Origin of the sequence: Pseudomonas sp. MPB23, assembly GCF_046605395.1 — a bacterium.
Taxonomy (GTDB): Bacteria; Pseudomonadota; Gammaproteobacteria; order Pseudomonadales; family Pseudomonadaceae; genus Aquipseudomonas.
On sequence record NZ_CP176771.1, the window covers coordinates 4645487 to 4670586 of the forward strand.

Consider the following 25100-nt stretch of genomic DNA (forward strand, 5'->3'; position numbering starts at 1 on the left):
ATCGAAACCATGACTGATGTAGCCAAAGCTGTAGAAGCGATGAAAGCCAAATTCAACCCAGCCGCTGCTGCCGGCCTTGACCTGGTTTTCGGTTTTAATATTACCGACGAGAAAAAATACTTCACATTGACCGTTGCGAACGGCACTTGCGAATTGCATGAAGCTCAAGCACCTGCCCCCGATGACGAGAACGTCGAAGGTGCTCAAGTGACGCTGATCATGAACGCCGAAACCATGGAAGGCATTGTCTCCGGTGAAACCGACGGCATGCAGGCTTTCATGTCCGGCAAACTGCGCACAGCAGGCGACATGATGCTGGCCATGAAGCTGAGCGATCTGTTCCCTTCCTGAGAACACTGGCTGTAAGCACCATGTTAAAAACACAAATCCCGCCAATGGCGGGATTTGTCGTTTCTGGCCCAGGGGCAGATCAGGACGGCAGTAGCGCTGTTGACCATGGAACCTACCCGATTCAAGCCCGTAACGGTACATGCAGCAGCAACGCCACCAACGCGCTCCAGCCGGTCTGGTGCGAAGCCCCCAGGCCGCGTCCCGTCTCGCCATGAAAATACTCATGAAACAGCACCAGGTCGCGACTGGCCGGGTCCGCCTCCAGTTGCGCATACCCCACCATCGACGGCCGCGAACCGTTTTCATCCCTGAGCACCAGGCGCGTCAGCCGCTGGCTGAGGCTGTCGGCCACTTCCTCCAGGGAGGCCAGGTACCCGCTACCCGTCGGGTACTCCACCGAGAAATCGTCCGCGTAGTAACGGTGAAACTCGCGCAGCGACTCGATCAGCATGTAGTTCACCGGCATCCACAACGGCCCGCGCCAGTTGGAGTTGCCGCCGTACAAGCGTGAATCGGATTCGCCTGGCTGGTAGCGGGCGCACAGGGTGTTGCCATTCATCTTCAAGGCCAGGGGTTGTTCGGCAAAGGCCTTGGACAGGGAGCGCACGCCAAACGCCGAGAGGAACTCGTTTTCATCGAGCATGCGCCGCAGCAAGTCCTTGGTACGCTCGCCGCGCAACAACGCCAGCAACAGGCGATTGCCCTGCCCCGGCTCGTTCCAGCGCGAGACCAATCTGGCCAGGTCCGGCCGATGCTGCATGAACCCCAGCAAGGACTCACGCAAACCTTCCAAGCCCTCATGCTCGCGCTGTTCGAGCACCAGCACGGCGAACAAGGGCATCAGACCGACGATGGAACGCAGGCGCACCGGTTCGTTCTGGCCATCGGGACGGTGCAGCACGTCATAGAAAAACAGGTCCTGCTCATCCCACAGCCCTTCGACGCTGTCATCGACGCGGTTGATCGCACCGGCGATATACAGGAAGTGCTCGAAAAACTTCACCGATATATCGACGTACACGCCATTGCGCTTGGCCAGTTCCAGCCCCATGCGCATCAAGTCCAGCGCATACGCGGCGACCCAGGCGGTGCCATCGGCTTGATCGAGCTGATAGCCCGGCGGCAGCGCAGCCGAGCGGTCGAACAAGGCAATATTGTCCAGGCCCAGGAAACCGCCCTGGAACAGGTTGCGCCCCTCGGCATCCTTGCGGTTGACCCACCAGGAAAAATTCAGCAGCAGCTTGTGGAAGATCCGTTCCAGAAAATCCAGATCGCCTATGCCATTCAGCGCCTTGTCCTGCTGATACACCCGCCAACTGGCCCAGGCATGCACCGGCGGGTTGGCGTCGTCGAAACGCCATTCATAGGCCGGCAATTGACCATTGGGATGCATGAAACGGTCCTTCACCAGCAGCAGCAACTGCTGTTTGGCGAACCCCGGGTCAATCAGCGCCAACGCCACCGCCTGGAAGCCCTGGTCCCAGGAGGCGTACCACGGATATTCCCAGGTGTCGGGCATGGACAGGATGTCGAAGTTGGACAGGTGCCGCCAATGGGTATTGCGGATATGCAGGCGCTCGGGCGGCGGCGCGGGCTGGGCCGGGTCGCCGTCGAGCCACTGGTTCACGTCGAAATAGTAGAGCTGCTTGGACCACAGCAACCCGGCCAATGCCTGGCGCTGCACATTGCGCGCATCGTCGTCGGCGATGCCGTGTTGCAGGGCGGCGTAGAAGTCATCGGCCTCCTGGCGGCGCAACTCGAACAGCTTGCGGGCGTTGACGGCCGGCGCAGCCGTGGGCGCAAAACGCAGGTAAAGGGTTTTATGTTCCAGCCCCGCCAGGTCAAGGATGAAACGCGCAGCGACCTTGGTGCCGGTGTCATGGCGAATCGCCGATTGAACGCCATCCACCACGTAATCGTTGATGCCATCCTTGAACGGGCCGGGCGCCGGTTGCCCGTCCAGCCGGGGCACGTTGCTGTCGTTTTCGCAGAACAACCACTGCACGCCGTCCTGGCCCCAGGCGCTGAGATAGCGATCACTGAGGCCATGATGGCGGGCCAGCACCTGCTCGCCCTCAAGGCGCAACTGCGGCTTGGGGGCATCGACGGTCCAGCTCCAGTCGTTGCGCGCCCACAACTGCGGCAGCACCTGCAGACGGGTCGGTTGATCGGAACGGTTATGCACGGTGACACGCATGAAGATGTCGTCGGGCCGATGCTTGGCATATTCGACGCTGACGTCGCAGTAGCGGTTGTCCTCGAACACGCCGGTATCGAGGATTTCATATTCGGCATCCTCCAGACCGCGCCGTGCGTTTTCGGCGATCAGGTCGGCATAGGGAAACGCCCCGTGGGGATACTTGTAGAGCATGCGCATGTAGGCATGGCTCGGTACACCGTCGACGAAAAAGTACAGTTCCTTGACGTCCTCACCGTGGTTGCCCTCAGCGTTGTTCAGGCCGAACAGACGTTCCTTGAGGATCGCGTCGCGCTCGTTCCACAGGGCCAGGCCCAGGCACCAGCGTTGCGCCTTGTCGCTGAAACCGGCCAGACCATCCTCGCCCCACCGGTAGGCACGGCTGCGCGCATGTTCGTGGGGAAAGTAGGCCCAGGCGTCGCCGTCGGCGCTGTAATCCTCGCGTACGGTGCCCCACTGGCGTTCGCTCAGGTACGGGCCCCACTCGCGCCAACGGGCGGCCGCCTCGCCGGCCAGACGCTGGCCTTCAACCGTTTGCAGAATCGTGGCAGTCATCCAAGCCTCCCTCAGCCGTCGCGTGAGGGCCAGTGTAGAACCCATCCCCCGCCGGCGCACATGAAGACAGTTTTACCCTACTCATTCATTTGCAGAATGAAGTCCAGAGGAATCTTCGTTTGCACAGCCCCAGCGCGCCCAACAGAATCGGCACAACGGCATTCATTACTCTTACCGCAGCCAGGAATTTTTCTATGCCCACCGTTTCGTTCATCAGCCCCGACGACATCCGCAAAGGCTTTTCCAAGGCCATGTCCGATATGTACCGCGCTGAAGTCCCCCTGTACGGCGCGCTGATGGAGTTGGTCGCCGAAACCAACCGTGGCGTGCTTGATGCCGACCCGAGCCTGGCGCAGCACCTGCAGCGCACCGGCGAGCTCCAGCGCCTGGACATGGAACGCCACGGCGCCATCCGCCTGGGGACTGCCGCGGAACTGGCCACCATCGGCCGGCTGTTCGCGGTGATGGGCATGCAGCCGGTGGGCTACTACGACCTGACCCCGGCCGGCGTGCCGGTGCACTCCACCGCGTTTCGCGCCGTGCATGAAAGCGCGCTGCAAACCAGCCCGTTTCGCGTGTTCACTTCGTTACTGCGCCTGGAGCTGATCGAAAACCCCGACCTGCGCGCCTTCGCCGAAGCCGCCCTGGCCAAACGCTCGATCTTCACCCCGCGCGCCCTCGCGCTGATCGAACAAGCGGAAAAAGACGGCGGCCTGCGTGCAACGGATGCCGACGAATTTATCCGCCAGGCCCTGGAAACCTTCCGCTGGCACCACACCGCCACGGTCACCGCCGCCCAGTACCAGCAACTCAGCGACCAACACCGCCTGATCGCCGACGTGGTGGCCTTCAAGGGTCCGCACATCAACCACCTGACCCCGCGTACCCTGGACATCGACCAGGTCCAGGCCGCCATGCCCGGCAAAGGCATCACCCCCAAGGCCGTGATCGAAGGCCCACCGCGCCGCACCTGCCCGATCCTGTTACGCCAGACCAGCTTCAAGGCCCTCGACGAGTCCATCGCCTTCACCGACGCCAAAGGCAGCCACAGCGCGCGCTTCGGCGAGATCGAACAGCGTGGCGTAGCGCTGACGCCCAAGGGTCGTGCGCTCTACGACCAGTTACTCAACGCCGCCCGCGATGAACTGGGCGCGTTCCCCAACGAGGGCAATGCCGCGCGTTACATGGCCTTGATGGCGCAGCACTTCCAGGCCTTCCCGGACAACTACGCGCAGATGCGTGAACAAGGCCTGGCGTATTTTCGTTATTTCGCGACGGACAAAGGCCTGGCGGCACGCGGCCAGGCCGATCAACCGCGCACCCTGGACGCGCTGGTCGCAGTCGGCCATGTGGACGTGGAACCGTTGGTGTATGAGGATTTTCTGCCGGTCAGTGCGGCGGGGATTTTTCAGTCGAACCTGGGGGACGCCGCCCAGAGTCACTACGCGGCCAATGCCAATCAGGCGGAATTCGAGCAGGCGCTGGGGCGCCAGACCCTGGATGAATTGAAGCTGTACGAGCAGACGCAGCAGCGCTCGATCGACGAATGCACTCAGGCACTGCTGGCGTAGAGAGGTGCCCGCCCGGCAAATGTGCAAGGGAGCGATTGGCCCGCTCCCTCATCGAATAGACCGCCCGTGTTACTGCAGCAGATCCTTGATCTGATCTTTGACCAGCAAGCGTTTTTCTTTCAATTTCTTCACTTCCTCATCGCTGCCGTTCTTCTCTTCGGCGCTCACGACCGAACGGTCAGCCTCGGCGTATTTATCAAACAACGCGTTCAGATGAGGGCTTTTCGCCCGGTGGCCATCAACCTCTTCCTTGCTCAATCCCAAATCCTGATACAAGTCGTGTTTCACTGGCATGGCGTACCTCCGCAAGTTGATCAATGTGTACACCCTTGAAGCTAGCCCATTCCAAGGGACCTTGTCATGCTCAAGGTCAATACATCTCCGTTCGTCGCAACGCCGGCGCCCGGATCAAACCTTTGCCGCCTCCCGTCCTCCACTGTAGATCGCCACTCGAGGGAGACCGGTTTCATGACCCATGCCGCCACCGCTGTCGACACGCAATGCATCAACACCCTTCGCACCCTGGCCATGGACGCCGTGCAGAAGGCCAATTCCGGCCATCCGGGCACGCCCATGGGCCTGGCTCCGGTGGGCTATACACTGTGGAGCCGCTTCCTGCGCTACCACCCTGAGCATCCCGACTGGCCCAACCGTGACCGCTTTGTGCTGTCGGTGGGGCATGCGTCGATGCTGTTGTATTCGCTGCTGCACCTGGCCGGCGTGGTCGAGGTCGATGCCCAGGGCAAACGCTCGGGGCAACCGGCGATCAGCCTGGACGATATCAAGCAGTTCCGGCAGATGGGTTCCAAGACCCCGGGCCACCCCGAGTACCGCATGACCACCGGCGTCGAAACCACCACCGGCCCCCTCGGCCAGGGCTGCGCCAACAGCGTCGGCATGGCCATGGCCGGGCGCTGGCTGGGCGAGCGCTTCAACCGCGACGGCCAGGTGCTGTTCGACTACAACGTCTACACCCTGTGCGGCGACGGCGACATGATGGAAGGCATCAGCAGCGAAGCCGCGTCCCTGGCCGGGCACTTGAAGCTGGATAACCTGTGCTGGCTCTACGACAACAACACCATCAGCATCGAAGGCCACACCGAGCTGGCGTTCAGCGAGGACGTGATCGCACGCTTCCAGGCCTACGGCTGGCACACCGTGCACATGACCGACGCCAACGACCTGCGCGCCTTGAGCGATGCGCTGGCGACCTTCCAGGGCAATACCGGCGCGCCGACCCTGATCGTGGTCGACAGCGTCATCGGCTATGGCTCGCCGCACAAACACAACACCGCCGCCGCCCATGGCGAACCCTTGGGCGCTGAGGAAATTCGCCTGACCAAAGCCGCGTATGGCTGGCCGCAAGACTCAAGCTTCCTGGTGCCCGATGAAGCGCGCACGGTACTGCGCGATGCCTTGCTGGCGCGCAGCCGCCCGCTGTATGAACAATGGAACCAGCACCTGGCGCAGCTCGAGCAGGACGCCCCGCAACGGGCCGACGAGTTGCGGCGCATGCGCGCGGGGGAAATGCCCGAGCATTGGCAGGCCGACGTGCCCGGCTTCGCCAGCGACGCTAAGGGCGTGGCCAGCCGCGCGGCCGGTGGTGACGTGCTGAATGCGTTTGCCCGGCAGATCCCGTGGCTGCTCGGCGGCTCGGCGGACTTGTCGCCCTCGACCAAGACCAACCTCACCTTTGATGGCGCCGGGCGTTTCAGTGCCGACGACTACAGCGGACGCAACCTGCACTTCGGCATCCGTGAACACGCCATGGGCGCGATCGCCAATGGCATGGCGCTGTCTTACCTGCGTGCGTACACCTCGACGTTCCTGGTATTCAGCGACTACATGAAACCGCCGATCCGCCTGGCGGCCATCATGGAGTTGCCGGTGGTGTTCGTGTTTACCCATGACTCGATCGGCGTCGGCGAGGACGGCCCCACCCACCAGCCCATCGAGCACTTGACCCAACTGCGCGCCACGCCGGGGTTGCTGACCCTGCGTCCGGGCGATGCCAATGAAACGCGGGAACTCTGGACCGTCGCCCTGGCCCAGACCGATCGCCCCAGTTGCCTGGTACTGTCACGCCAGCCCCTGCCGACGCTGGACCGTACCCGCTACGCAGCGGCGGCCGGTGCCGCCAAGGGTGCTTATGTGTTGGCGGGCGCAGACAAGCCCGAAGTGCTCCTGATCGCCACGGGCAGTGAAGTCAGCCTGGCGGTGGCGGCCTATGAACAGCTCGAGGCTGAAGGAATTGCCGCGCAGGTCGTGTCCATGCCCAGTTGGGAACTGTTTGAAGAGCAGGACCAGGCCTACCGCGACAGCGTGTTGCCGCCGGCGGTAAAGGCCCGGGTCGTGGTGGAACAGGCTGGCCCCCTGGGCTGGGACCGTTATGTCGGGCAGACCGGCGCCAAAGTGGTGATGAACAGCTTTGGCGCATCGGCGCCGCTGGCCAAGCTGCAGGAGAAGTTCGGCTTTACCGTGGCGAATGTGGTGAAGCAGGCCAAGGCACAAATCCAACTGCCCCAACACAAATAAACCTGTGGGAGGGGGCTTGCTCCCGATTGCAATGGATCAGTCAGGAATGTTGTGACTGATATACCGCTATCGGGAGCAAGCCCCCTCCCACACTGTTGAGCCTTTTCGCTTGTCAGGCCAGCTCTCGGGCCAGGAACGCTGCGGTGCGGCTGTTCTTGCTCCTGGCTACCGTCTGCGGCGTGCCGCTGGCAACCACCTTGCCTCCCAGGTCACCTGCCCCCGGCCCGATGTCGATCACCCAATCGCTCTGGGCCACCACGCGCATTTCATGCTCCACCACGACCACCGTGTGCCCGGCATCCACCAAGTGATTGAGCTGGCTGAGCAAGCGGTCGACATCCCGTGGATGCAAGCCGGTGGTGGGTTCGTCCAGCACGTACAAGGTCGCGCCACGGGCATTGCGTTGCAGCTCGGTGGCGAGCTTGATGCGTTGCGCTTCGCCGCCGGAGAGTTCGGTCGCCGGTTGGCCAAGGCGCAGATAGCCCAGGCCGATATCGCGCAGCACCTGCAACGAACGCAACACGCCAGGCTGCTCGGCAAACACCTCGACCGCCTGTTCCACCGTGAGCCCCAGCACCTGGGCGATGCTCAGGCCTTGCCATTCGATCGCCAGGGTTTCGGGGTTGTAACGCGCGCCGTGGCAGGTCGGACATGGCGCGTACACGCTGGGCATGAACAGCAATTCGACGCTGACAAAGCCCTCGCCTTCGCAATGGGGGCAGCGGCCCTTGGCGACGTTGAAGGAGAACTGCCCGGCGTCGTAACCGTGTGTTTTTGCCGCCGGTGTGGCGGCGAACAGTTTGCGCACGTGGTCGAACAAACCGGTGTAGGTCGCCAGGTTGGAGCGCGGGGTGCGGCCGATGGGTTTCTGGTCCACCTGCACCAGACGGCGGATGTGCTCCAGCCCGGCGCCGATGCGCCCGCCGCTGGGTTGCGGGGCGTCGTCTTCCAGGCTCGGCTCTTCGTCGCTGTCCAGCCGACTGCCGAGGCCGCTGCCCACCAGTTCCAGCAAGGCCTGGCTGACCAGGCTGGACTTGCCCGAACCGGAAATCCCGGTCACCGCCGTAAAACAGCCCAGCGGGAAGTCCACGTCCAAGTCCTTGAGGTTGTTGCGCGTCACGCCTTCAAGCGTCAACCAGCCCTGGGGCTGGCGTTGCGATGGGTTCGACGCACGCCGTTCGGCAAACAGGTAGTGGCGGGTCTGCGAAGCCTCCACATCGGCCAGCCCCGCCGGCGGCCCGCTGTACAACACGTGGCCGCCATGCTCACCGGCCGCCGGGCCGACGTCGATCAGCCAGTCGGCCCGGCGCATGGTTTCCAGGTCATGCTCCACCACAAACAACGAATTGCCCGCAGCCTTCAAACGCTCGAGCGCGGTGAACAGCGCTTCGCCATCGGCCGGGTGCAAGCCCGCCGAAGGTTCATCCAGCACATAGATCACGCCGAACAGCTGCGAGCCCAACTGCGTGGCCAGGCGCAAACGCTGCAGCTCGCCGGACGACAACGTCGGCGTACTGCGCTCCAGGGCCAGATAGCCCAGGCCCAGTTCGGTCAAGGTGCTGACCCGATCGAGCAAATCCTCGGCGATGCGCTGGGCCGCCAGGCGCTTTTCCACCGACAGTTTCATGGTGTCCTGCCCCGCCGCCACCGGGCGCAGCACCTCGGCCAATTGGGTCAGCGACAGCTGTGACAGCGCGCCAATATCCAGCCCGGCGAACGTCACCGACAACGCCGCCTGGGTCAGCCGTTTACCCGCGCACAACGGGCAGGCGCTGCCCTGCATGAACTGCGACACGCGCTTTTTCATCAGCGCGCTCTGGGTGTGGGTGAAGGTGTGCAGGATGTAGCGCCGCGCACCGCTGAAGGTGCCCTGGTAACTCGGTTCCAGCTTGCGTTTGAGCGCCTCGCGGGTCTGTTCGGGGGTCAAGCCGGCGTACACCGGTACGGTGGGGGTTTCTTCGGTGAACAGGATCCAGTCGCGCTGTTTTTTCGGCAACTCGCGCCACGGAATATCAACGTCATAGCCCAGGGTCACCAGGATGTCGCGCAGGTTCTGCCCCTGCCACGCCAATGGCCAGGACGCCACCGCGCGCTGGCGGATGGTCAGGGACGGATCGGGCACCATCAGCGCCTCGGTCACTTCATACACACGACCCAGGCCATGGCATTGCGGGCACGCGCCCTGGGGCAGGTTCGGTGAAAAATCCTCGGCATACAGCATCGCCTGCCCCGGCGGATAACTGCCGGCGCGGGAGTAAAGCATGCGGATCAAACTCGACAAGGTGGTGACGCTGCCCACCGACGACCGCGCACTCGGCGTGCCGCGCTGTTGTTGCAAGGCCACGGCCGGCGGCAGGCCTTCGATGGAATCCACATCCGGCACGCCGACCTGGTCGATCAAGCGCCGCGCATAGGGCGCCACCGACTCGAAATAACGGCGCTGGGCCTCGGCATACACGGTGGAAAACGCCAGGGACGATTTGCCCGAGCCCGACACGCCGGTGAACACCACCAGGGCATCCCGTGGAATATCCACATCGACGTTGCGCAAGTTATGTTCGCGGGCGCCGCGCACACGCACAAAGCCTGGGCGCTGGGCAGTGATCGGGGGGATGTTGCGCTGTGAAGTCATGGTCGGCCTTGTCTGGCGGTGAGCACGCTGCGCACCCGTTGGGTTTCAGGGGTCATACGTTAGGGGGTAATCACCGCAGATGCCACCGGCCTCAGTGAAAATCCCGACTGCGCACGGTGATGCCCTCCAGCAACGGCGTGAGGTCAGTCAACCGTCCGGCGATCAGATGCCGCACCTCGCCCACCGCTTCCCAGCGCCCGTCGACTTTCAGCAGCCGCGAGCCCACCAATACGGCGCGCTGACGTTCTGCCAGATCGCGCCAGACCACCACATTGAGGTTGCCGAATTCGTCTTCCAGGGTCACGAACGTCACCCCGCTGGCAGTGCCGGGACGCTGCCGGCCGGTGACCAGCCCGGCGACGCTGACAGGCCGCCCATGCGCCACCGCCAGCAGTTCGTTCGAGCTGCGGCAGCGGCGCTTACGCAGTTCCGCCCGCAACAGCGCCAAGGGATGGGGACCGAGGGTGGTGCCGACGGTGGCGTAATCGGCGTGCAGGTCCTCGCCCACGGTCGGTGCGGGCAGTTCCACCAGCGCTTCGTCGGGGCTGGGCAAACCGGCAAACAAGCCCAGTTGTTTATGCACGCCCGCCACGTCCCAGCGCGCCTGGTGCCGGTTGCCGGCCAGGGCCCGCAAAGCCCCCGAATCCGCCAGCAATGCCTGGGCGCGGGCATCCAGGCCGGCGCGTGCGTCCAGGTCGGCGATGTCGCTGAACATACGGCGTTGGCGCGCCGCTTCGATACGCCGCCCATCCTCTTCGCGAAACCCCGCGATCATGCGCAACCCGAGGCGAATCGCCGGTTGCGCGCCGTCGATGGGTTCCAGGCTGCAATCCCAGTCACTGGCCAGCACATCCACCGGGCGCACCTGCAAGCGATGGCGCCGCGCGTCCTGCAGGATCTGGTCCGGGCTGTAGAAACCCATGGGCCAACTGTTGATCAACGCACAGGCGAAGGCCGCCGGTTCATGGCATTTGAGCCAGCAACTGGCGTAGGTCAGCAAGGCGAAACTGGCCGCGTGGGACTCGGGAAAACCATAACTGCCAAAGCCCTTGATCTGCTCGAAGATCTGCGCGGCGAAGGCTTCGCTATAGCCGTTCTTCAACATGCCGGTGCGCAGGCGCGCCTGATGCGGTTCCAGGCCGCCGTGGCGTTTCCAGGCGGCCATGGAGCGGCGCAACTGGTCGGCCTCGCCGGGGCTGTAGTCGGCGGCGACCATGGCGATCTGCATCACTTGCTCCTGGAACAACGGGATACCCAGGGTGCGCTTGAGCACCGTTTCCAGTTCCGGCGACGGATAGGTGGTGGGCTCCTCGTTGTTCCGCCGGCGCAGGTACGGGTGCACCATGCCGCCCTGGATCGGCCCGGGGCGCACGATGGCCACCTCGATCACCAGGTCGTAGAAGGTCCTGGGCTTGAGCCGGGGCAACATCGACATCTGCGCCCGCGACTCGATCTGGAACACGCCGATGGTGTCGGCCTGGCTGATCATCGCGTAGGTGGCCGGGTCTTCCCTGGGGATCGTCGCCAGGGCCAGATCGCGATCACGATGGCGGCGCAGCAGGTCGAAACAGCGGCGGATCGCGCTGAGCATGCCCAGGGCGAGGATGTCCACTTTGAGCAGGCCGACGGCGTCGAGGTCGTCCTTGTCCCACTGGATGATGGTGCGCTCGGCCATCGCGGCGTTTTCCACCGGTACCAGGGTGTCGAGCGGGTGTTCGGAAATCACGAAACCGCCGGGGTGCTGGGACAGGTGCCGGGGGAAGCCGATCAGTTGCTGGGTGAGGCTCAGCACGCGGCGCAGGATCGGGCTGTGCGGGTCGAAGCCGGCTTCACGCAGACGCTCCAGCGGCGGCGCGTCGTCGCTCCAGCGCCCGCAACACTCGGCCAGGGCGTTGATCTGGTCCGGCGGCAGGCCCAGAGCCTTGGCCACGTCGCGCACCGCCCCAGAGGCGTGATAACTGCTGACCACCGCCGTCAGCGCCGCGCGGTGGCGCCCGTAGCGCTGGAACACGTACTGCAGCACTTCTTCGCGGCGTTCATGTTCAAAGTCCACATCGATGTCCGGCGGCTCATTGCGTTCCTTGGACAAAAAGCGCTCGAACAGCATGTTGGTCAGGCCCGGGTCGATCTCGGTGATCCCCAGGGCAAAACACACCGCCGAATTGGCCGCCGAGCCCCGGCCCTGGCACAGAATCCCGCGACTGCGGGCGAAGCGCACGATGTCGTGCACGGTGAGGAAATAGCTTTCGTAGCCCAGTTCGCCGATCAACGTCAGCTCGTGATGGATCTGCTGCAAGGTCTTGGCATCGACGCCGTGGGGCCAGCGCTGGGCGATGCCGGTTTCGGTGACGCTGCGCAGCCAGGAAGTGGCGTCATGCCCGGCGGGCACCAGCTCGCGGGGATAGTGGTAGCGCAACTGGCTGAGGTCGAAGGTGCAGCGCTGGGCGATGGCCAGGGTTTCGTCGCGCAGCGCCTGCGGGTACAGCGCGGCCAGGGCGTCGAGGCTGCGCAGATGGCGCTCGCCATTGGGGTGCAGGCGCGTGCCGGCGTCGACCACCGGCACGTGATGGTGGATGGCGGTGAGGGTGTCTTGCAGGGCGCGGCGACCCCGCGCATGCATGTGCACATCGCCACAAGCCACCGCCGGGATCTGCAGGCTGGCGGCCAGTTGCAGGCGTTGCTCCAGGTGACGCCCATCGTCCTGGCCGCAATGCAGGTGCACCGCCAGCCACAGGCGCTCGGCGAAGGTGCGGCGTAGCCATTGGATTGAAGCCTGGGTGTCGCTGTCTTCAGCGACCCACAGCGCCAGCAGGCCGGGCAACGGTTGCTCGAAATCTTCGAGCAGCAGGCGATAGCGGCCTTTTTCGGCACGGCGCCGGGCCAGGGTGATCAGGCGGCACAGGTGCTGGTAGCCGCTGAGATCCTGCACCAGCAACACCAGTTTCGGGCCGTTTTCGATGCGCATCTCACTGCCGATAATCAGCGGCAACGCCACCGCCTTCGCCGCCTGCCAGGCCCGCACGATGCCGGCCAAGGTGCATTCGTCGGTGATCGCCAGGGCACTGTAGCCCTGGCGCTTGGCGCGTTCGAACAACTCCAGCGCACTGGAGGCACCGCGCTGGAAACTGAAATTGGACAAGCAATGCAACTCGGCATAACTCACAACCACGATCCCCCGTAGGAGGGCGGTGGCAAGGCTTGGGTGTTCATGCGAACCAGCCTTGCAGCCACAGCCCATCGCTTTGCCCCACCGTGCGGTAGGCCCAGCCTTGCTGGCCGGCGCGGGTCTGGATCAAGTAGTAATCGCGACGGATATCCGCACCGTCCCACCAGCCGGACTCGATGCGTTCCGGGCCCATGAGGATCTGCACGCCCGGCTCGGCCAGCAGCGTCGGTTCGTTGAGCAACCAGCCGGGGCGTCGCACCTTGTTCAAGGTCGGGCACGGGTGTTTATCGGTCGCCGCTTGCCAGGCGCATTCGGGGCGGTGGTCGGCGTGAAAACGCAGGCCTTGCACGGCCTCATCGCCCAGGCGGGCGCGCAGGCGTTCGCGCAATTGCTCCCACGGCAAGGTCTGTTGCGGACGGTCGTCGAACAGGTCCTGGCGCTGCGGCACGAACACCGGCAGGTCCTGGGCCACCAGGCGAAAACCGCGCACCGGCGCGCTCACTTGCACCTGTTCCAGGCGCCCACGGGCCAGCTCGAACAGCATCGCCGGTTCGCGCTCGGCGCTGAGCAGGCCGACCTTGATCACACTGTCGGGCGCCTGGGCGTGTTCCAGGTGCAGGTCGAAACGCTGCACGCCACTGTCGCGGCCGCAGAGGAACGCCGACAGATCAGCGGTCAAGCGGCGCAGGGGAAACAGCAGGGCCTGGTGGGATTGCACATCGAAATTCAACTCGATGCGCACATCGAACTGGTCCGGCGGCTGATAGAACGCCAGGGCCAAGGGCCGCTGTCCGGTCAGCGCATCCAGGTGCTTGAGCAGGCTGGCGTCAAAGCGCCGCGCCAGGGTGTGCCGGGGCAGCGCCTGCACCTGGGCCAGGGTGCGCAGGCCCATGCGCGACAAGGCCGTGGCGGCCGTCGGGTCGAGGCCGGCGCGGTCGATGGGCAGCGGCGCCAGGGCATGCGACAACGCCTCATCGCCGACGGCCACACCGTCGTAGACATTGGCCAGCACCCGCGCCGCCACCGGGTTGGGCGCGGCGACGATACGATGACGAAAGCCCAGTTCGGTCAGCTCCTGACGCAAGCGCGCCTCGAACTGCGGCCAGGGCCCGAACAGCCCCAGGCTCGATTCGATCTCGAACAGCAATGCACGCGGGTAATACACGCTGACCTGGGAACTGAAGCGATAGGCCCAGGCCGCGAGAAACTGCTGCCAGCGCTCGATCTCCACCGCGTCGTATTCGGCGCAGGTAAAGGTCTTGACCAGGGCATGGGCCGCCGTCAGGGATTGGCCGGGACGCAGGCCGAGGGCGCGGGCGGCGTCATTGACGGTTTGCAGCACACGCCGCTGCGGCGTGCCGGCCAGTAGCGCGAGCGGTTGGGCCGGGTCGGGATGCAGGCGCTGCACCCCGTCCAGCGCCAATTGCGGGAAGACAATACACACCCAGCGCATGGCAACCTCAGTGCCCCGCCAGGGCAATCGGCGTCGGATGGGCCAGGCCGCCCCGGCATTTGAGCACCCGCACCCGGGCCGGTTTGGCCTCGACGACCAGGCGCAAGGCGGCGGGCGAGGCGTTGATCGCTTCGCTCAAGGCGCGCCAGGCAAACGCCAGGGTCTGCCCGGTTTCCGCCGCCACCTGCAAACGCCGCAGCGCGCGGTCATCGGCCTTGCGCGGCCAGCACAGCACCGCGCCGCAACTGCCGGAACGCAGACACTGTTCCACCGCCCACAACGCATCGCGCTCCTCGGCCTGGACCACCGAGAGTTGGCGCAAATCCACCCCGGCGTTCTGCCAGGCATGGGGATACGGCGTGTAGGGCGGCGCCACCAACACAATGCGCTCCCCCGCCGCCGACAACCGCGCCAGGGTCGGCAGCACCAGTTGCAGTTCGCCCACGCCGTCCTTGGCCATAAGGATTTCGCTCAACGCCGACTCCGGCCAACCGCCCGTGGGCAACACCGCATCCAGCGCCGCCAGCCCGGTGGGGTGCACGCTGGCCGGCGGCGCGACGGGCCGGCCCTTCCATACGCGGCCGCCATTGAACAGCGTATCCAACGCAACGACGGCGCCCATCAGCCTTGCCTCACCAGGCCGCAGAACACCCCTTCGATGGCCAGGTCCTGGTCGGGGCCGACCACGATGGGTTGATACGCAGGGTTACGCGGCAGCAGGCGCACCTGCTCGCCGTGACGCTCGAAACGCTTGATGGTGACTTCGCCGTCCAGGCGCGCCACCACGATCTGCCCATTCACGGCCTCGGCACTGCGCCGTACGCCCACCAGGTCGCCGTCGAGAATACCGTCCTCGATCATCGAATCGCCCTGCACTCGCAGCAGGTAATCCGGGGTTTTGGTGAAGGTGGCGGGATCGAGTTGCAGGCGACTGTGCACGTCGGCATCGGCGCCGATGGGCAAGCCGGCGGCCACGCGTCCCAGGACGGGAACATCCAGCCATTCGGCGCGCGCGGGTTGATTGAGCAGGCGAATGCCACGGGCCTGGTTGGGGTTGACCTCGATGAAACCGGCTTCGGTCAACGCCACCACGTGTTTGCGCGCGACACTGCGCGAGGCAAAACCGAACGCCTCGGCGATCTCGGCGAGGCTGGGGGATTGGCCTTGCTGCGCGATACGGTCGCGGATGAAGGTCAGGATGGCGGTACGGCGAGGAGTTAGAGTCATGGAGTACATTTGTACTCCTGTGGGAAGTTTCTGACAATACCCTGTAGGAGCGCAACACCCGGTACCGGCTGTGTATACGCCCCCCTCACCACCCCTCTTTCAACATCCGCAACTCCAGATGCTGCAACAACATGATGGTCTTGCCATCCACAATCTCCCCGCTCTGCACCATCGCCAGCGCCTGTTCGAAGCCCAGTTCCAGCACTTCGATATCCTCGCCCTCCTCCTCCAGCCCACCACCGGCGCCGACCCGGTCACCCGGCTGGTATTCACCGATAAAGAAGTGAATCCGCTCGGTCACCGAGCCCGGGCTCATGAACGCCGCGTAGACTTTCTCCACCCGCCCCACGCGGTAGCCGGTCTCTTCCTCGGCTTCCAGGCGGATGCGTTCCTCGGGGCTGGCGTTGTCCAGCAAGCCTGCCGCAGTCTCGATCAGGTAACCGGGGTAGTCATTGACGAAGGTGGGCATGCGGAATTGGCGAATCAGCACCACCGTGCGCTGCTCGCGGTTGTATAACAGGAGGGTCGCGCCATTGCCGCGGTCGTACACTTCGCGGGTCTGGGCTTGCCAGCGGCCGTCGCGGCGGCGCAGGTCGAAGCTGTATTTTTTCAGCAGGTACCAATTGTCCGAGAGGGTTTCTTCAGCGGTGATGCGAACGGGGCTGTTGTCCATGGTCGGGCCTTTGCGCAAAGAAGCGCGAGCATGTCGCGCGGCCAAGGCCAGCGTCAAGCGCGCGACATGCGGCTACAATCGCGCTCCACAACAAGATCCCTCTCCAGGTTCGAACCAATGATGTTGCACATCCCGACGCTACTGATAGTGGCCGTGTTCGTGTTCTGCCTGATGGGCCTGCTCACGGTGCATGCCTGGAGCCGTGGCCGCGAGCCGACCCTGGGTTACCTGGGCATCATGCTGCTGTGCGCGTCCCTGGGCACCGGGTTGATCGTGGTGCGTGGCGCGGGCATGGAGTTCGTCGCGCTGATCATCGGCAATGTGGTGCTGCTGCTCAGTGCCGCAATGAACTGGACCGCCATGCGCGCCTTCGTGCACCGCGACCCCAGCCTGCCGGGGATCTTTGCCGGGTGCGGGCTGTGGCTGGTGATGTGCCTGGTGCCGCAGTTCTATGGTTCGCTGGCGGCGCGGGTCATGCTGTATTCGCTGCTGGCGGCCGCTTATGGCGTGTTGTCGGCCCTGGAGTTATGGCGCAAGCGTGCCAGCCTTGAAGTGGCCTACGCCCCCGCCCTGGTACTGACCCTGTGGCACACGGGCTTTTACGCGATCCGTGCGTTCCTCGACCCAGGCCTGCCGCTCAAGAATGCGCAGACGTCGGCCGGTGACGGCGTGCCGTTTTTCTCATTCATGCTGTTCGAGTCAATGCTGTATGCCATCGGCATCGCCTACGTCACCCTGGCGATGGTCAAGGAGCGCGCCGAACTGCGCTTCAAGGCCGCCGCGTTCAGCGACGCGCTGACCGGTGCCGGCAACCGCCGCGCCTTTATGCAAAAAGGTGAAAAACTGCTGGCGGACAGTGTCCGTCGCCAGCAGACCGCGGCTCTGTTGCTGTGCGACCTGGACCACTTCAAGCGCCTGAACGACAGCTTCGGCCACCCCATGGGCGACCAGGCGCTGATCGCGTTCAGCCAGGTGACCCGGGCCGCGTTGCGCAAGGGTGACTTGTTCGCGCGGATCGGCGGCGAGGAGTTCGCCTGCCTGCTGGCCGACAGCGACGAAGCCGTTGCATACGAGGTGGCCGAGCGCATTCGCCAGGCCTTTGCCCACCTGGACCTGCTGGCACCGGGTTTCCTCAGCGTGAGCATCGGCATCATCAGCACCGATCGCGCAGGTCACGACCTGTCGCACTTGCTCTCCCAGGCCGACCAGGCGCTGTACCAGGCCAAGGCCCAGGGACGTAACCGGGTGCAGCGGATGGCCACCGCCTGAGTGAGCAACGCCTGGATGCTGTAACACGTTGCAAGCAATCGCCGTGGACAGCCGTCGAATTAATGCCTGCCTGCGCAAACCATCTGGTACAACCCCAGCTTCACCTTTGCCCATGTACGAAGACGCGCGCATCGCCTGGGAACGCTTCCAACTGCTACAACCAGACCCGAACAAACGCCTGATCTACGGCCACTCCTGGGGGGTGCGGTGGCCATCGACCTGGCGGCGGAGCTGGGCAATCAAACGCCGCTGCCGGTGCGCTGGTTGCTGTCGCAGAAGTTCGATTCCATCGACAAGATCGCCGACATCCACATGCCATTCAAGATGCCAGCACCGGTGGTGACACGCTCCACAGGGCGCAACGGCGACTCCTGAAAACGCTTTTCGGCACTGGGTCCGCGCTTGGCTGTCAAGCGCAAACCCTGCCCATACTGGCCCGCGCCGGTAATTGATCAAATATTGACCTTAGGTTAAATCGCCATACCCGCCGGGGTCTCACAAAGTTATCCACAGAGATACCCACGGTTTTCGTGGACAACTCTTTTTATTTTTTTACGATTTTTTTGCTCAGAAAACGTTTTCGGGAAATGTACCGGGCAACAGAATCTCGCGATTCACATCGCGTATATCGTTATACCCACACAAGGCCATCGACACGTCCAACTCACGGGCGATGATGTCAAGGGCCTTGGTCACCCCCGCCTCGCCCAACGCCCCCAAACCATACAAATGCGGCCGGCCGATCAGGGTGCCTTTGGCGCCCAGCGCCATGGCCTTGAGCACGTCCTGGCCGGAACGGATGCCGCCGTCGAGCCACACCTCGATGCGTTCGCCCACCGCGTCGACAATCGCCGGCAGTTGGCTGATGCTCGACGGCGCACCATCGAGCTGGCGCCCGCCGTGATTGCTCACCACCAACGCATCGGCACCGGCATTCGCGGCCAGGCGCGCGTCCTCCACATCGAGGATGCCCTTGATGATCAACTTGCCGCCCCAGCACTTCTTGATCCATTCCACATCGTCCCAGCTCAGGCGCGGGTCGAATTGCTGGGCGGTCCACGACGACAGCGAACTCATGTCCGCCACGCCCTTCACATGCCCGACGATATTGCCGAAGCCGTGACGCCGGGTGCCGAGCATGCCCATCACCCAGCGCGGTTTGGTCGCCATATTGAGGATATTCGCCAGGGTCAATCTGGGCGGCGCCGACAGGCCGTTGATCAAGTCCTTGTGACGCTGGCCGAGGATCTGCAGGTCCAGGGTCAACACCAACGCATCCACACCGGCGGCCTTGGCGCGCTCGATCAATTGCTCGATGAATGCGCGGTCACGCATCACATACAGCTGGAACCAGAACGGCTGGCCGACGTGCTCGGCGATGTCTTCCAGGGAACAGATGCTCATGGTCGACAAGGTGTAGCGCAGGCCGAACGCGGCGGCGGCGCGGGCGGTGAGAATCTCGCCATCGGCGTGTTGCATGCCGGCCAGACCGGTGGGCGCCAGGGCCACTGGCATGGCCATGTCCTGGCCGATCATCGTGGCGCGGATCGAGCGCGCGTCGATATTGCGCGCCACCCGTTGGCGGAATTTGATCCGGGCAAAATCACTTTCGTTGGCCCGGTAGGTGCTCTCAGTCCAGGAACCGGAATCGGCGTAATCGTAGAACATCCGTGGCACACGTTTTTGCGCGAGCTTGCGTAAATCTTCGATGGTTGTAATCAACGGCATCTAGGTCACCTCTCCCTGAACTGAGCGCAGAGAGTAACCGGCCATGGGCTGCGCAACCAGCCCACGCTTGGCTCAAACCGTTGAAGGCTCATCCTTGCTGGCGGGCTCGGCAAGAAGCCCCCAGTCGCCGTGCTCGTACCAGTCATCGCCGATCATTTCGGCCGGATGCATGGTGCGGTCGGCCCCATTGCCGCAGGCCAGGTCGGTCGCGGCGCAGTAGCGATCACAGCCCCAGCAGATGCGCTCGGGGTGCTTGGGGTGCAGCGGAAAAGGCTTGGCCATGGGACGTTCCCTCCCTTCAAACGATAGCCACAGCCTAGGCTTGTCAGGCGTGTCCGACCTTGACCGGCATCAAGGCTGGCAATCATGAAACATTCTCAAAACTTGACAGGAATCATTATTATTCATGCCCAACCTTCCTAGACTCGTGCGCTCTCCCCTCATCCGTCAGGAAGCTCCCATGCGTACCCCTTCTTTACTGCCTCTTCTGCTGCTGATGTCCACTTGCGCGGCCTTCGCCAAGGAGTACCCCATCGGCGAACCGCAAACCTGCCCGGGGCTGGAAATCGGTGCCGTGTATTTGCAGCCGATCGAGATGGCGCCCGCCGGCATGATGCGCGCCACGGCCGATTCCGACGTGCACCTGGAAGCCGACGTACGCGCCACGGCGAATAACACCCAAGGCTTTCAGGAAGGCAGTTTCGTGCCCTATCTGAACCTGTCGTTCGTGCTGAAAAAGCAAGGCAGCGACACACCGATCAGCGGCGATTTCCACGCCATGGTCGCCAATGACGGGCCGCATTACGGCGACAACGTCAAGCTGCAAGGCCCGGGCAAATACACCCTGACCTTCAGCGTCTTGCCGCCCAGCGGCCACGCGTCCCTGGGTCGCCATACCGATAAGGAAACCGGGGTCGCGCCGTGGTTCGAGCGTTGCGAGGTGCACTACGAATTCGTCTATGCCGGCATCGGCAAGAAAGGCGGCTACTGATGCGCCGTGCCCTGTCGCTGAGCGGCCTGCTGCTCAGTGGCGCGGCCCTGGCGGCGCCGTTGCCCACCTATGAACTGAGCCTGCAGGACGGCCACTTCACCCCGCCGCAATTGACGGTCAAGGCCGGCGAGCGCTTCAAGATCGTGCTCAGCAACCGGGGACAAGGCCCGGCCGAATTCGAGAGTACGCCGCTGCGCGTGGAGAAAGTGCTGTCCCCCGGCGTGACCACCTTCGTGGTGATCCATCCACTCAAGCCGGGGCTTTACCCGTTCTTTGACGAATTCAATCCACAGTTGCCCGAAGGCAGCATCCTCGCCGAATAGGCTCGGGAGCCGTTGATGAATCAATCGTTGTTTATTGTCTGGCGCGAAAGCGTCGAGGCGCTGTTGGTGATCGGCATTCTGCAGGTGTGGATCAGCCGCCAGGGCGAGCACTCGCGCCTGGGCCGTTTTCTGTGGGCCGGGGTGGTCCTGGGGTTGCTCTGCTCTGCCGGTCTGGCCGGCTTGATGCTATGGGCCGGCGAGGCCATGACCGGCCCCCAGGGCGAATGGCTGCAAGCGGCGCTGACGTTATTGGCCAGCGGCCTGATGGTGCAGATGGTGTTCTGGATGCATCGCCACGCGGCCACGCTCAAACACACCCTGGTGCGCGAAGCCGATGAACGCCTGGCGCGCCAGGGCGGTTGGGGCGTGTTGCTACTGACGCTGTTGGCAGTGAGCCGCGAAGGCAGTGAAACCGTGGTGTTTCTGTACGGTGCCGGCGCGCGTCTGCAAGGCCCGGCGCTGAGCCTGTTCGCCATCGGCGGCGGGCTGGGCCTGGTGTTGGCGGCGCTCACGGTGCTGCTGCTGCGCAGTACGCGGCGCTTCATTTCCTGGTCGCTGTTTTTCGCCCTCAGTGAAGCGCTGTTGCTGCTGCTTGGCGGGGCTTTACTGGTGGCGGCCGTGGACCGAATCAGCGGGCAATTGCTGGCGATGGACATGCCCGAATGGGTCTATTCCAGCTTTGGCGAAAGCCGCTGGGACAGCAGCGCCCTGCTCAGCGACAGCCACGGCCTCGGCGCACTGCTGGCTGACTTTGTCGGCTACCGCGCCGCGCCGAGCCTCATCACCGTGGTAGTGCTGCTTGGCTATTGGCTGCTGGTCGGCAACGGTCTGCGCCGGTCACGGCAAGCGCCATGAGCCGACTCGCGCAACTGGGCGATGGCATGCGCCGCCACGCGCGGCTGATCCGCGCCGTGCAATGGGCGGTGGTGCTGGTCTACGCCGTGCTGCTGGTGTTGCCGGTGCTGCTACCGTTGCCGGACAGCCAGGCGCGCGTGGTGAACAACCTGACGCTGCTCGCGCAATTTATCTTCTGGGGCCTGTGGTGGCCGTTCGTGTTGCTGTCGATGGTGCTGTTCGGGCGCCTGTGGTGCGGCGTGCTCTGCCCGGAAGGTTCGCTGAGCGAATGGGCCAGCCAGCATGGGCGCGGCCTCGGTATTCCGCGCTGGCTGCGCTGGGGCGGTTGGCCGACGCTGGGCTTTTGCCTGACCACGCTCTACGGCCAGTTGATCAGTGTGTACGACTACGCCCAGGCAGCCCTGTTGATCCTCGGCGGCTCGACCGTGGCCGCGGTGATCGTCGGCCTGCTGTTCGTGCGTGGCAAGCGTGTGTGGTGCCGTTACCTGTGCCCGGTCAGCGGCGTCTTCGCCCTGCTCGCCCGCCTGGCGCCAGTGCATTTCGCGGTGGATGAACAACGCTGGAAAGCCAACGACGCGCCCCGCCTGCCGCTGCCCAACTGCGCGCCGCTGCTGGATATCCGCCGCCTGCAAGGGGCCAGCGAGTGCCATGCCTGCGGCCGTTGCAGCGGGCAACGCGGCGCGGTGCGGTTGATCGCCCGCTCGTGCAATCAGGAAATTCTCCAGGCTCCCCGTCAACCCGGTTCGACGTGGGACACGCGGCTGTTGCTGTTTGGTGTGATCGGCCTGGCGATGGGGGCGTTTCAATGGACCGTCAGTCCGTGGTTTATCGCGCTCAAACAAAGCCTGGCGACGTGGCTGGTCAGCCATGACTGGCTGTGGCCGCTGCAAGACAACGCCCCGTGGTGGTTGCTCACTCACTATCCGCAGCTCAATGACAGCTTCAGTTGGTTGGATGGCGTGTGCATTGTGTTGTATCTGGGGGGGAGTTCGTTGGTGTTGGGAGGTGGCTGCTGGCTGCTGCTGCGATTGGCTGCGTGGGTGGCGGGGGATCGTGCACTGTTTCGGCCCTTGGCGCTGACGCTGACGCCCCTCGGTGGTGCGGGTTTATTCCTGGGGTTATCGGCGACCACGGTGAAGTTGTTGCGGTATGAGGGGTTGGGGTTGGCTTGGGTGCAATCGGCGCGGGCGGGGTTGTTGATGGCGGCGGTTGGGTGGTGTTTGTGGTTGGGGTGGCGGCAGCTTCAGGGGGTTGGGGGGCTGCGGCGTTGGGGGGGGTGGTGGTGTGTGGGGTTGAGCGTGGGGTGGGTGGGTGGGGGATGGTGGTTGCAGTTTTGGGGGTGGGGTTGAGTATATGGAGATCGGAATGTGGGAGGGGGCTTGCTCCCGATAGCGGTGGATCAGTCATGCATGTAGTGGCTGCCCCCCCCATCGGGAGCAACCCCCCTCCCACATTCCTGACCGAGCTCGGCCTCCAGTATCAGGTCGGCTGTTGAGTACCTATCCGGCCAGCGGTTTTACGGGGCGCCTAAGCCACTCCCAGAGCCAGAGCATAACGAGGTCTATCTGATCCATGGAGATCAAAATGGGAGGGGGCTTGCTCCCGATAGCGGTGGATCAGTCATGCATGTAGTGGCTGACACCCCCCATCGGGAGCAAGCCCCCTCCCACATTTCTATCCGGCCAGCGGTTTTACGGGGCGCCTAAGCCACTCCCAGAGCCAGAGCATAACGAGGTCTATCTGATCCATGGAGATCAAAATGTGGGAGGGGGCTTGCTCCCGATAGCGGTGGATCAGTCATGCATGTAGTGGCTGCCCCCCCATCGGGAGCAAGCCCCCTCCCACATTTCTGACCGAGTTCGGCCTCCAGTATCAGGTCGGCTATAAGGCCACCGCGCTTTGGTTACTTCTCGGGTTGGCCATTACCGAAGAAACGCATAGCCACACCGCCTAAACCTTAAACCGCGCCACCGTCTGATGCAGCTCCCCCGCCATCCCCGCCAGATCATGCCCCGCCGTCTCCGTATGCAAGGCCCCCTGCAACACCTGCTGCGACAGGTTGCGAATCCCCACCAGATTGCGATCCACTTCCCGCGCCACCAACGCCTGTTCTTCGGTCGCACTGGCAATCATCAAATTGCGCTCGTTGATCTGCGAAATCGAGCGGGTGATTTCATCCAGCGCCTCGCCCGAACGCTGCGCCACGCCCAAGGTCGCCTGCACCCGATCGCTGCTGGTGTGCATGGCCGCCACGGCGTGTTCGCTGTCCTGGCGGATGTTGCCGATCATCTGCTCGATCTCCTGGGTCGAGGTCTGGGTACGATGGGCCAGTGCGCGCACTTCATCGGCGACCACCGCAAAACCACGCCCGGCATCACCGGCCCGGGCCGCTTCGATGGCGGCATTGAGGGCCAGCAGGTTGGTCTGGTCGGCGATGCTGCGGATCACGTCCAGCACGCCGCTGATGTCTTGCACGCGGCCGGCAAGTTGCTGGATACGTTCCGAGGTTTCCACCACACCGGTGGCCAGGGTGTTGATCGACGCCACGGTTTCCTGGACCTGCGCCCGCCCGCGCTGGGCGGTCTGTTCCGACAGGCGCGAGGCTTCGCTGGTACTCACCGCGTTACGCGCGACTTCATCGACGGCGGCGGTCATTTCGTTCACCGCCGTGGCGGCCTGTTCGATTTCCTGGCCCTGCAACTGCAGACTGCTGCTGGTCTGGCTGCTCACCGCGCTCAACTCTTCCGAGGAGCTGGCCACGCCATCCACCGAGGCGGCGATCTGCCGGACCATCTGGTTGAGGTTCTGCTGCATCTGGTGCAGGTTGCGCATCACACTGCCCTCGGCACTGTTGCCCAATGGCACCTCGATGGTCAGGTCACCCTGGGCGATATGGCTGAGCACTCGCGCCACCTCGTCCGGCTCGCCACCCAGCGGTCGGGTGACGCTGCGCGTGACGATCACGGCAGCCGCCACGACCAGGGTCACGCACAGCAGGAACAACCCGATCATCGTGCGGCGCGCCTCGTCGTAGAGGGTTTGCGCGGCCTGCTCGCGCTCGGCGAACAGTCGGCCTTGCATGGCCATCAACGCATCGAGGCTCTTGAACACCTCACGTTCAGCCGGCACCACCTGTTGCTTGAGCTGGGCCAGGCCCTCTTCGTGGGCGCCCTGCTTGATCAGCGCTTGCACCTGGGTAAAGGCGGCGACGTAGGTTTCCCGATGGGTTTTCAAGCCGGCATACGCCGCCTTGCCTTCGGCGCTATCGAACAGCGGCTCCAGGGTCGCGAACGCCTGGGTAATGCGCTGCCGGGTGGTGCCGATGGCTTCCTGGGCCTGCTGGTTATCCGGCTCGATCAGCAGGTCGCGGGTGTTGCGGCCGTTATCGCGCACGCCGGTGGCGATCACCATGATCGGTGCGATTTTCGGCCAGTCCTGTTGCACGATCTGTTCGGACTGTTGTTTGAGGGTTGCCAGGTCGTGCAAGGCGTAAAACACCAAACCGACCAGAGCCAGCGGCGCAATCGCGAAGCCGATGACAATGCGTTGTGCCGTGGTTAACTGCGTCATGCTG

19 protein-coding genes and 1 pseudogene are annotated in these 25100 nt (G+C 64.1%); 9 read left to right on the plus strand and 11 right to left on the minus strand.

The features are described from left to right. Positions 1-9: 9 nt before the first annotated feature. On the plus strand, positions 10-351 hold the full coding sequence (locus ACLH0J_RS20865) for an SCP2 sterol-binding domain-containing protein (protein ID WP_321144035.1): 342 nt from the start codon (positions 10-12) through the stop codon (positions 349-351). A gap of 121 nt (positions 352-472) precedes the next feature. Here ACLH0J_RS20865 and ACLH0J_RS20870 read toward each other — a convergent pair whose 3' ends face one another. Then, the gene (locus ACLH0J_RS20870; protein ID WP_411388819.1) at positions 473-3103 is read right to left on the minus strand and encodes an MGH1-like glycoside hydrolase domain-containing protein; all 2631 of its coding nucleotides are present in this window, start codon (positions 3101-3103) and stop codon (positions 473-475) included. 194 nt (positions 3104-3297) lie between these two features. Here ACLH0J_RS20870 and ACLH0J_RS20875 point away from each other — a divergent pair, with 194 nt between their 5' ends. Continuing rightward, the gene (locus tag ACLH0J_RS20875) at positions 3298-4674 is read left to right on the plus strand and encodes a VOC family protein (protein ID WP_411388820.1); all 1377 of its coding nucleotides are present in this window, start codon (positions 3298-3300) and stop codon (positions 4672-4674) included. A gap of 69 nt (positions 4675-4743) precedes the next feature. On the opposite strand, the gene ACLH0J_RS20880 is transcribed toward ACLH0J_RS20875, so the two are convergent. Further along, entirely contained in the window at positions 4744-4968 is a 225-nt protein-coding gene (locus ACLH0J_RS20880; RefSeq protein ID WP_411388821.1) for a DUF465 domain-containing protein, read from the minus strand. Positions 4969-5142: 174 nt separating this feature from the next. On the opposite strand from ACLH0J_RS20880, the gene tkt reads away from it, so the two are divergent. Continuing rightward, positions 5143-7209, plus strand: a complete 2067-nt coding sequence (gene tkt, locus ACLH0J_RS20885; protein WP_411388822.1) for a transketolase — start codon at positions 5143-5145, stop codon at positions 7207-7209. Between the two features lie 112 nt (positions 7210-7321). On the opposite strand, the gene uvrA is transcribed toward tkt, so the two are convergent. The 6 genes from uvrA to ACLH0J_RS20915 all read right to left on the minus strand — a co-directional run bounded on the left by uvrA (position 7322) and on the right by ACLH0J_RS20915 (position 16360). Then, complete coding sequence (uvrA, locus tag ACLH0J_RS20890) at positions 7322-9841, minus strand: excinuclease ABC subunit UvrA (protein ID WP_411388823.1); 2520 nt, start codon at positions 9839-9841, stop codon at positions 7322-7324. A gap of 91 nt (positions 9842-9932) precedes the next feature. Beyond that, positions 9933-13004 carry an error-prone DNA polymerase gene (locus ACLH0J_RS20895; RefSeq protein WP_411388824.1) on the minus strand — a complete coding sequence of 1024 codons (3072 nt, stop codon included), beginning with the start codon at positions 13002-13004 and terminating at the stop codon, positions 9933-9935. A 43-nt stretch (positions 13005-13047) separates the two neighbouring features. Beyond that, a complete protein-coding gene (locus ACLH0J_RS20900) occupies positions 13048-14460 on the minus strand; it encodes a Y-family DNA polymerase (RefSeq protein ID WP_411388825.1) in 1413 nt (470 codons plus the stop codon). 7 nt (positions 14461-14467) lie between these two features. Then, the gene (gene imuA / locus ACLH0J_RS20905) at positions 14468-15082 is read right to left on the minus strand and encodes a translesion DNA synthesis-associated protein ImuA (RefSeq protein ID WP_411388826.1); all 615 of its coding nucleotides are present in this window, start codon (positions 15080-15082) and stop codon (positions 14468-14470) included. Continuing rightward, entirely contained in the window at positions 15082-15696 is a 615-nt protein-coding gene (gene lexA / locus ACLH0J_RS20910; protein WP_411388827.1) for a transcriptional repressor LexA, read from the minus strand. Before lexA ends, imuA begins: the two co-directional genes overlap by 1 nt. Before the next feature lie 76 nt (positions 15697-15772). Further along, on the minus strand, positions 15773-16360 hold the full coding sequence (locus ACLH0J_RS20915; protein ID WP_411388828.1) for an NUDIX domain-containing protein: 588 nt from the start codon (positions 16358-16360) through the stop codon (positions 15773-15775). A gap of 117 nt (positions 16361-16477) precedes the next feature. Here ACLH0J_RS20915 and ACLH0J_RS20920 point away from each other — a divergent pair, with 117 nt between their 5' ends. Together ACLH0J_RS20920 and ACLH0J_RS20925 are read left to right on the plus strand one after the other, a co-directional pair. Beyond that, a complete protein-coding gene (locus ACLH0J_RS20920; protein WP_411388829.1) occupies positions 16478-17629 on the plus strand; it encodes a diguanylate cyclase domain-containing protein in 1152 nt (383 codons plus the stop codon). 100 nt (positions 17630-17729) lie between these two features. After that, positions 17730-18004 (plus strand): annotated as a pseudogene (locus ACLH0J_RS20925) (hypothetical protein); the annotation flags it as partial. A 192-nt stretch (positions 18005-18196) separates the two neighbouring features. Here ACLH0J_RS20925 and ACLH0J_RS20930 read toward each other — a convergent pair. Both ACLH0J_RS20930 and ACLH0J_RS20935 read right to left on the minus strand, forming a co-directional pair. Then, complete coding sequence (locus tag ACLH0J_RS20930; RefSeq protein ID WP_411388830.1) at positions 18197-19357, minus strand: L-lactate dehydrogenase; 1161 nt, start codon at positions 19355-19357, stop codon at positions 18197-18199. Positions 19358-19429: 72 nt separating this feature from the next. After that, the gene (locus ACLH0J_RS20935) at positions 19430-19639 is read right to left on the minus strand and encodes a DUF3079 domain-containing protein (RefSeq protein ID WP_411388831.1); all 210 of its coding nucleotides are present in this window, start codon (positions 19637-19639) and stop codon (positions 19430-19432) included. A 178-nt stretch (positions 19640-19817) separates the two neighbouring features. Between ACLH0J_RS20935 and ACLH0J_RS20940 the strand changes: the two genes are divergently transcribed. From ACLH0J_RS20940 to ACLH0J_RS20955, 4 genes are read left to right on the plus strand one after another with little or no spacing between them, the layout of a single operon-like run. Continuing rightward, on the plus strand, positions 19818-20348 hold the full coding sequence (locus ACLH0J_RS20940; protein ID WP_411388832.1) for an iron transporter: 531 nt from the start codon (positions 19818-19820) through the stop codon (positions 20346-20348). Next, positions 20348-20671, plus strand: coding sequence for a cupredoxin domain-containing protein (locus ACLH0J_RS20945; RefSeq protein ID WP_411388833.1), 324 nt, complete (start codon positions 20348-20350; stop codon positions 20669-20671). Before ACLH0J_RS20940 ends, ACLH0J_RS20945 begins: the two co-directional genes overlap by 1 nt. Positions 20672-20686: 15 nt before the next feature. Beyond that, a complete protein-coding gene (locus ACLH0J_RS20950) occupies positions 20687-21526 on the plus strand; it encodes an FTR1 family protein (protein WP_411388834.1) in 840 nt (279 codons plus the stop codon). Then, positions 21523-22875: a 4Fe-4S binding protein gene (locus tag ACLH0J_RS20955; protein WP_411388835.1), complete on the plus strand. Its 1353-nt coding sequence runs from the start codon at positions 21523-21525 to the stop codon at positions 22873-22875. Before ACLH0J_RS20950 ends, ACLH0J_RS20955 begins: the two co-directional genes overlap by 4 nt. 601 nt (positions 22876-23476) lie before the next feature. Here ACLH0J_RS20955 and ACLH0J_RS20960 read toward each other — a convergent pair. Further along, the gene (locus ACLH0J_RS20960; protein ID WP_411388836.1) at positions 23477-25096 is read right to left on the minus strand and encodes a methyl-accepting chemotaxis protein; all 1620 of its coding nucleotides are present in this window, start codon (positions 25094-25096) and stop codon (positions 23477-23479) included. Positions 25097-25100: the final 4 nt, after the last annotated feature.

What these genes read in the sequence shown, in the direction of transcription:
- ACLH0J_RS20935 (WP_411388831.1), bottom strand. Translation starts at nt 19,639, where the DNA reads ATGGCCAAGCCTTTTCCGCTGCACCCCAAGCACCCCGAGCGCATCTGC.
- tkt (WP_411388822.1), top strand. Translation starts at nt 5,143, where the DNA reads ATGACCCATGCCGCCACCGCTGTCGACACGCAATGCATCAACACCCTT.
- ACLH0J_RS20960 (WP_411388836.1), bottom strand. Translation starts at nt 25,096, where the DNA reads ATGACGCAGTTAACCACGGCACAACGCATTGTCATCGGCTTCGCGATT.
- ACLH0J_RS20900 (WP_411388825.1), bottom strand. Translation starts at nt 14,460, where the DNA reads ATGCGCTGGGTGTGTATTGTCTTCCCGCAATTGGCGCTGGACGGGGTG.
- imuA (WP_411388826.1), bottom strand. Translation starts at nt 15,082, where the DNA reads ATGGGCGCCGTCGTTGCGTTGGATACGCTGTTCAATGGCGGCCGCGTA.
- ACLH0J_RS20880 (WP_411388821.1), bottom strand. Translation starts at nt 4,968, where the DNA reads ATGCCAGTGAAACACGACTTGTATCAGGATTTGGGATTGAGCAAGGAA.
- ACLH0J_RS20930 (WP_411388830.1), bottom strand. Translation starts at nt 19,357, where the DNA reads ATGCCGTTGATTACAACCATCGAAGATTTACGCAAGCTCGCGCAAAAA.
- ACLH0J_RS20945 (WP_411388833.1), top strand. Translation starts at nt 20,348, where the DNA reads ATGCGCCGTGCCCTGTCGCTGAGCGGCCTGCTGCTCAGTGGCGCGGCC.
- ACLH0J_RS20875 (WP_411388820.1), top strand. Translation starts at nt 3,298, where the DNA reads ATGCCCACCGTTTCGTTCATCAGCCCCGACGACATCCGCAAAGGCTTT.
- ACLH0J_RS20920 (WP_411388829.1), top strand. Translation starts at nt 16,478, where the DNA reads ATGATGTTGCACATCCCGACGCTACTGATAGTGGCCGTGTTCGTGTTC.
- lexA (WP_411388827.1), bottom strand. Translation starts at nt 15,696, where the DNA reads ATGTACTCCATGACTCTAACTCCTCGCCGTACCGCCATCCTGACCTTC.
- ACLH0J_RS20940 (WP_411388832.1), top strand. Translation starts at nt 19,818, where the DNA reads ATGCGTACCCCTTCTTTACTGCCTCTTCTGCTGCTGATGTCCACTTGC.
- ACLH0J_RS20865 (WP_321144035.1), top strand. Translation starts at nt 10, where the DNA reads ATGACTGATGTAGCCAAAGCTGTAGAAGCGATGAAAGCCAAATTCAAC.
- ACLH0J_RS20915 (WP_411388828.1), bottom strand. Translation starts at nt 16,360, where the DNA reads ATGGACAACAGCCCCGTTCGCATCACCGCTGAAGAAACCCTCTCGGAC.
- uvrA (WP_411388823.1), bottom strand. Translation starts at nt 9,841, where the DNA reads ATGACTTCACAGCGCAACATCCCCCCGATCACTGCCCAGCGCCCAGGC.
- ACLH0J_RS20950 (WP_411388834.1), top strand. Translation starts at nt 20,687, where the DNA reads ATGAATCAATCGTTGTTTATTGTCTGGCGCGAAAGCGTCGAGGCGCTG.
- ACLH0J_RS20870 (WP_411388819.1), bottom strand. Translation starts at nt 3,103, where the DNA reads ATGACTGCCACGATTCTGCAAACGGTTGAAGGCCAGCGTCTGGCCGGC.
- ACLH0J_RS20955 (WP_411388835.1), top strand. Translation starts at nt 21,523, where the DNA reads ATGAGCCGACTCGCGCAACTGGGCGATGGCATGCGCCGCCACGCGCGG.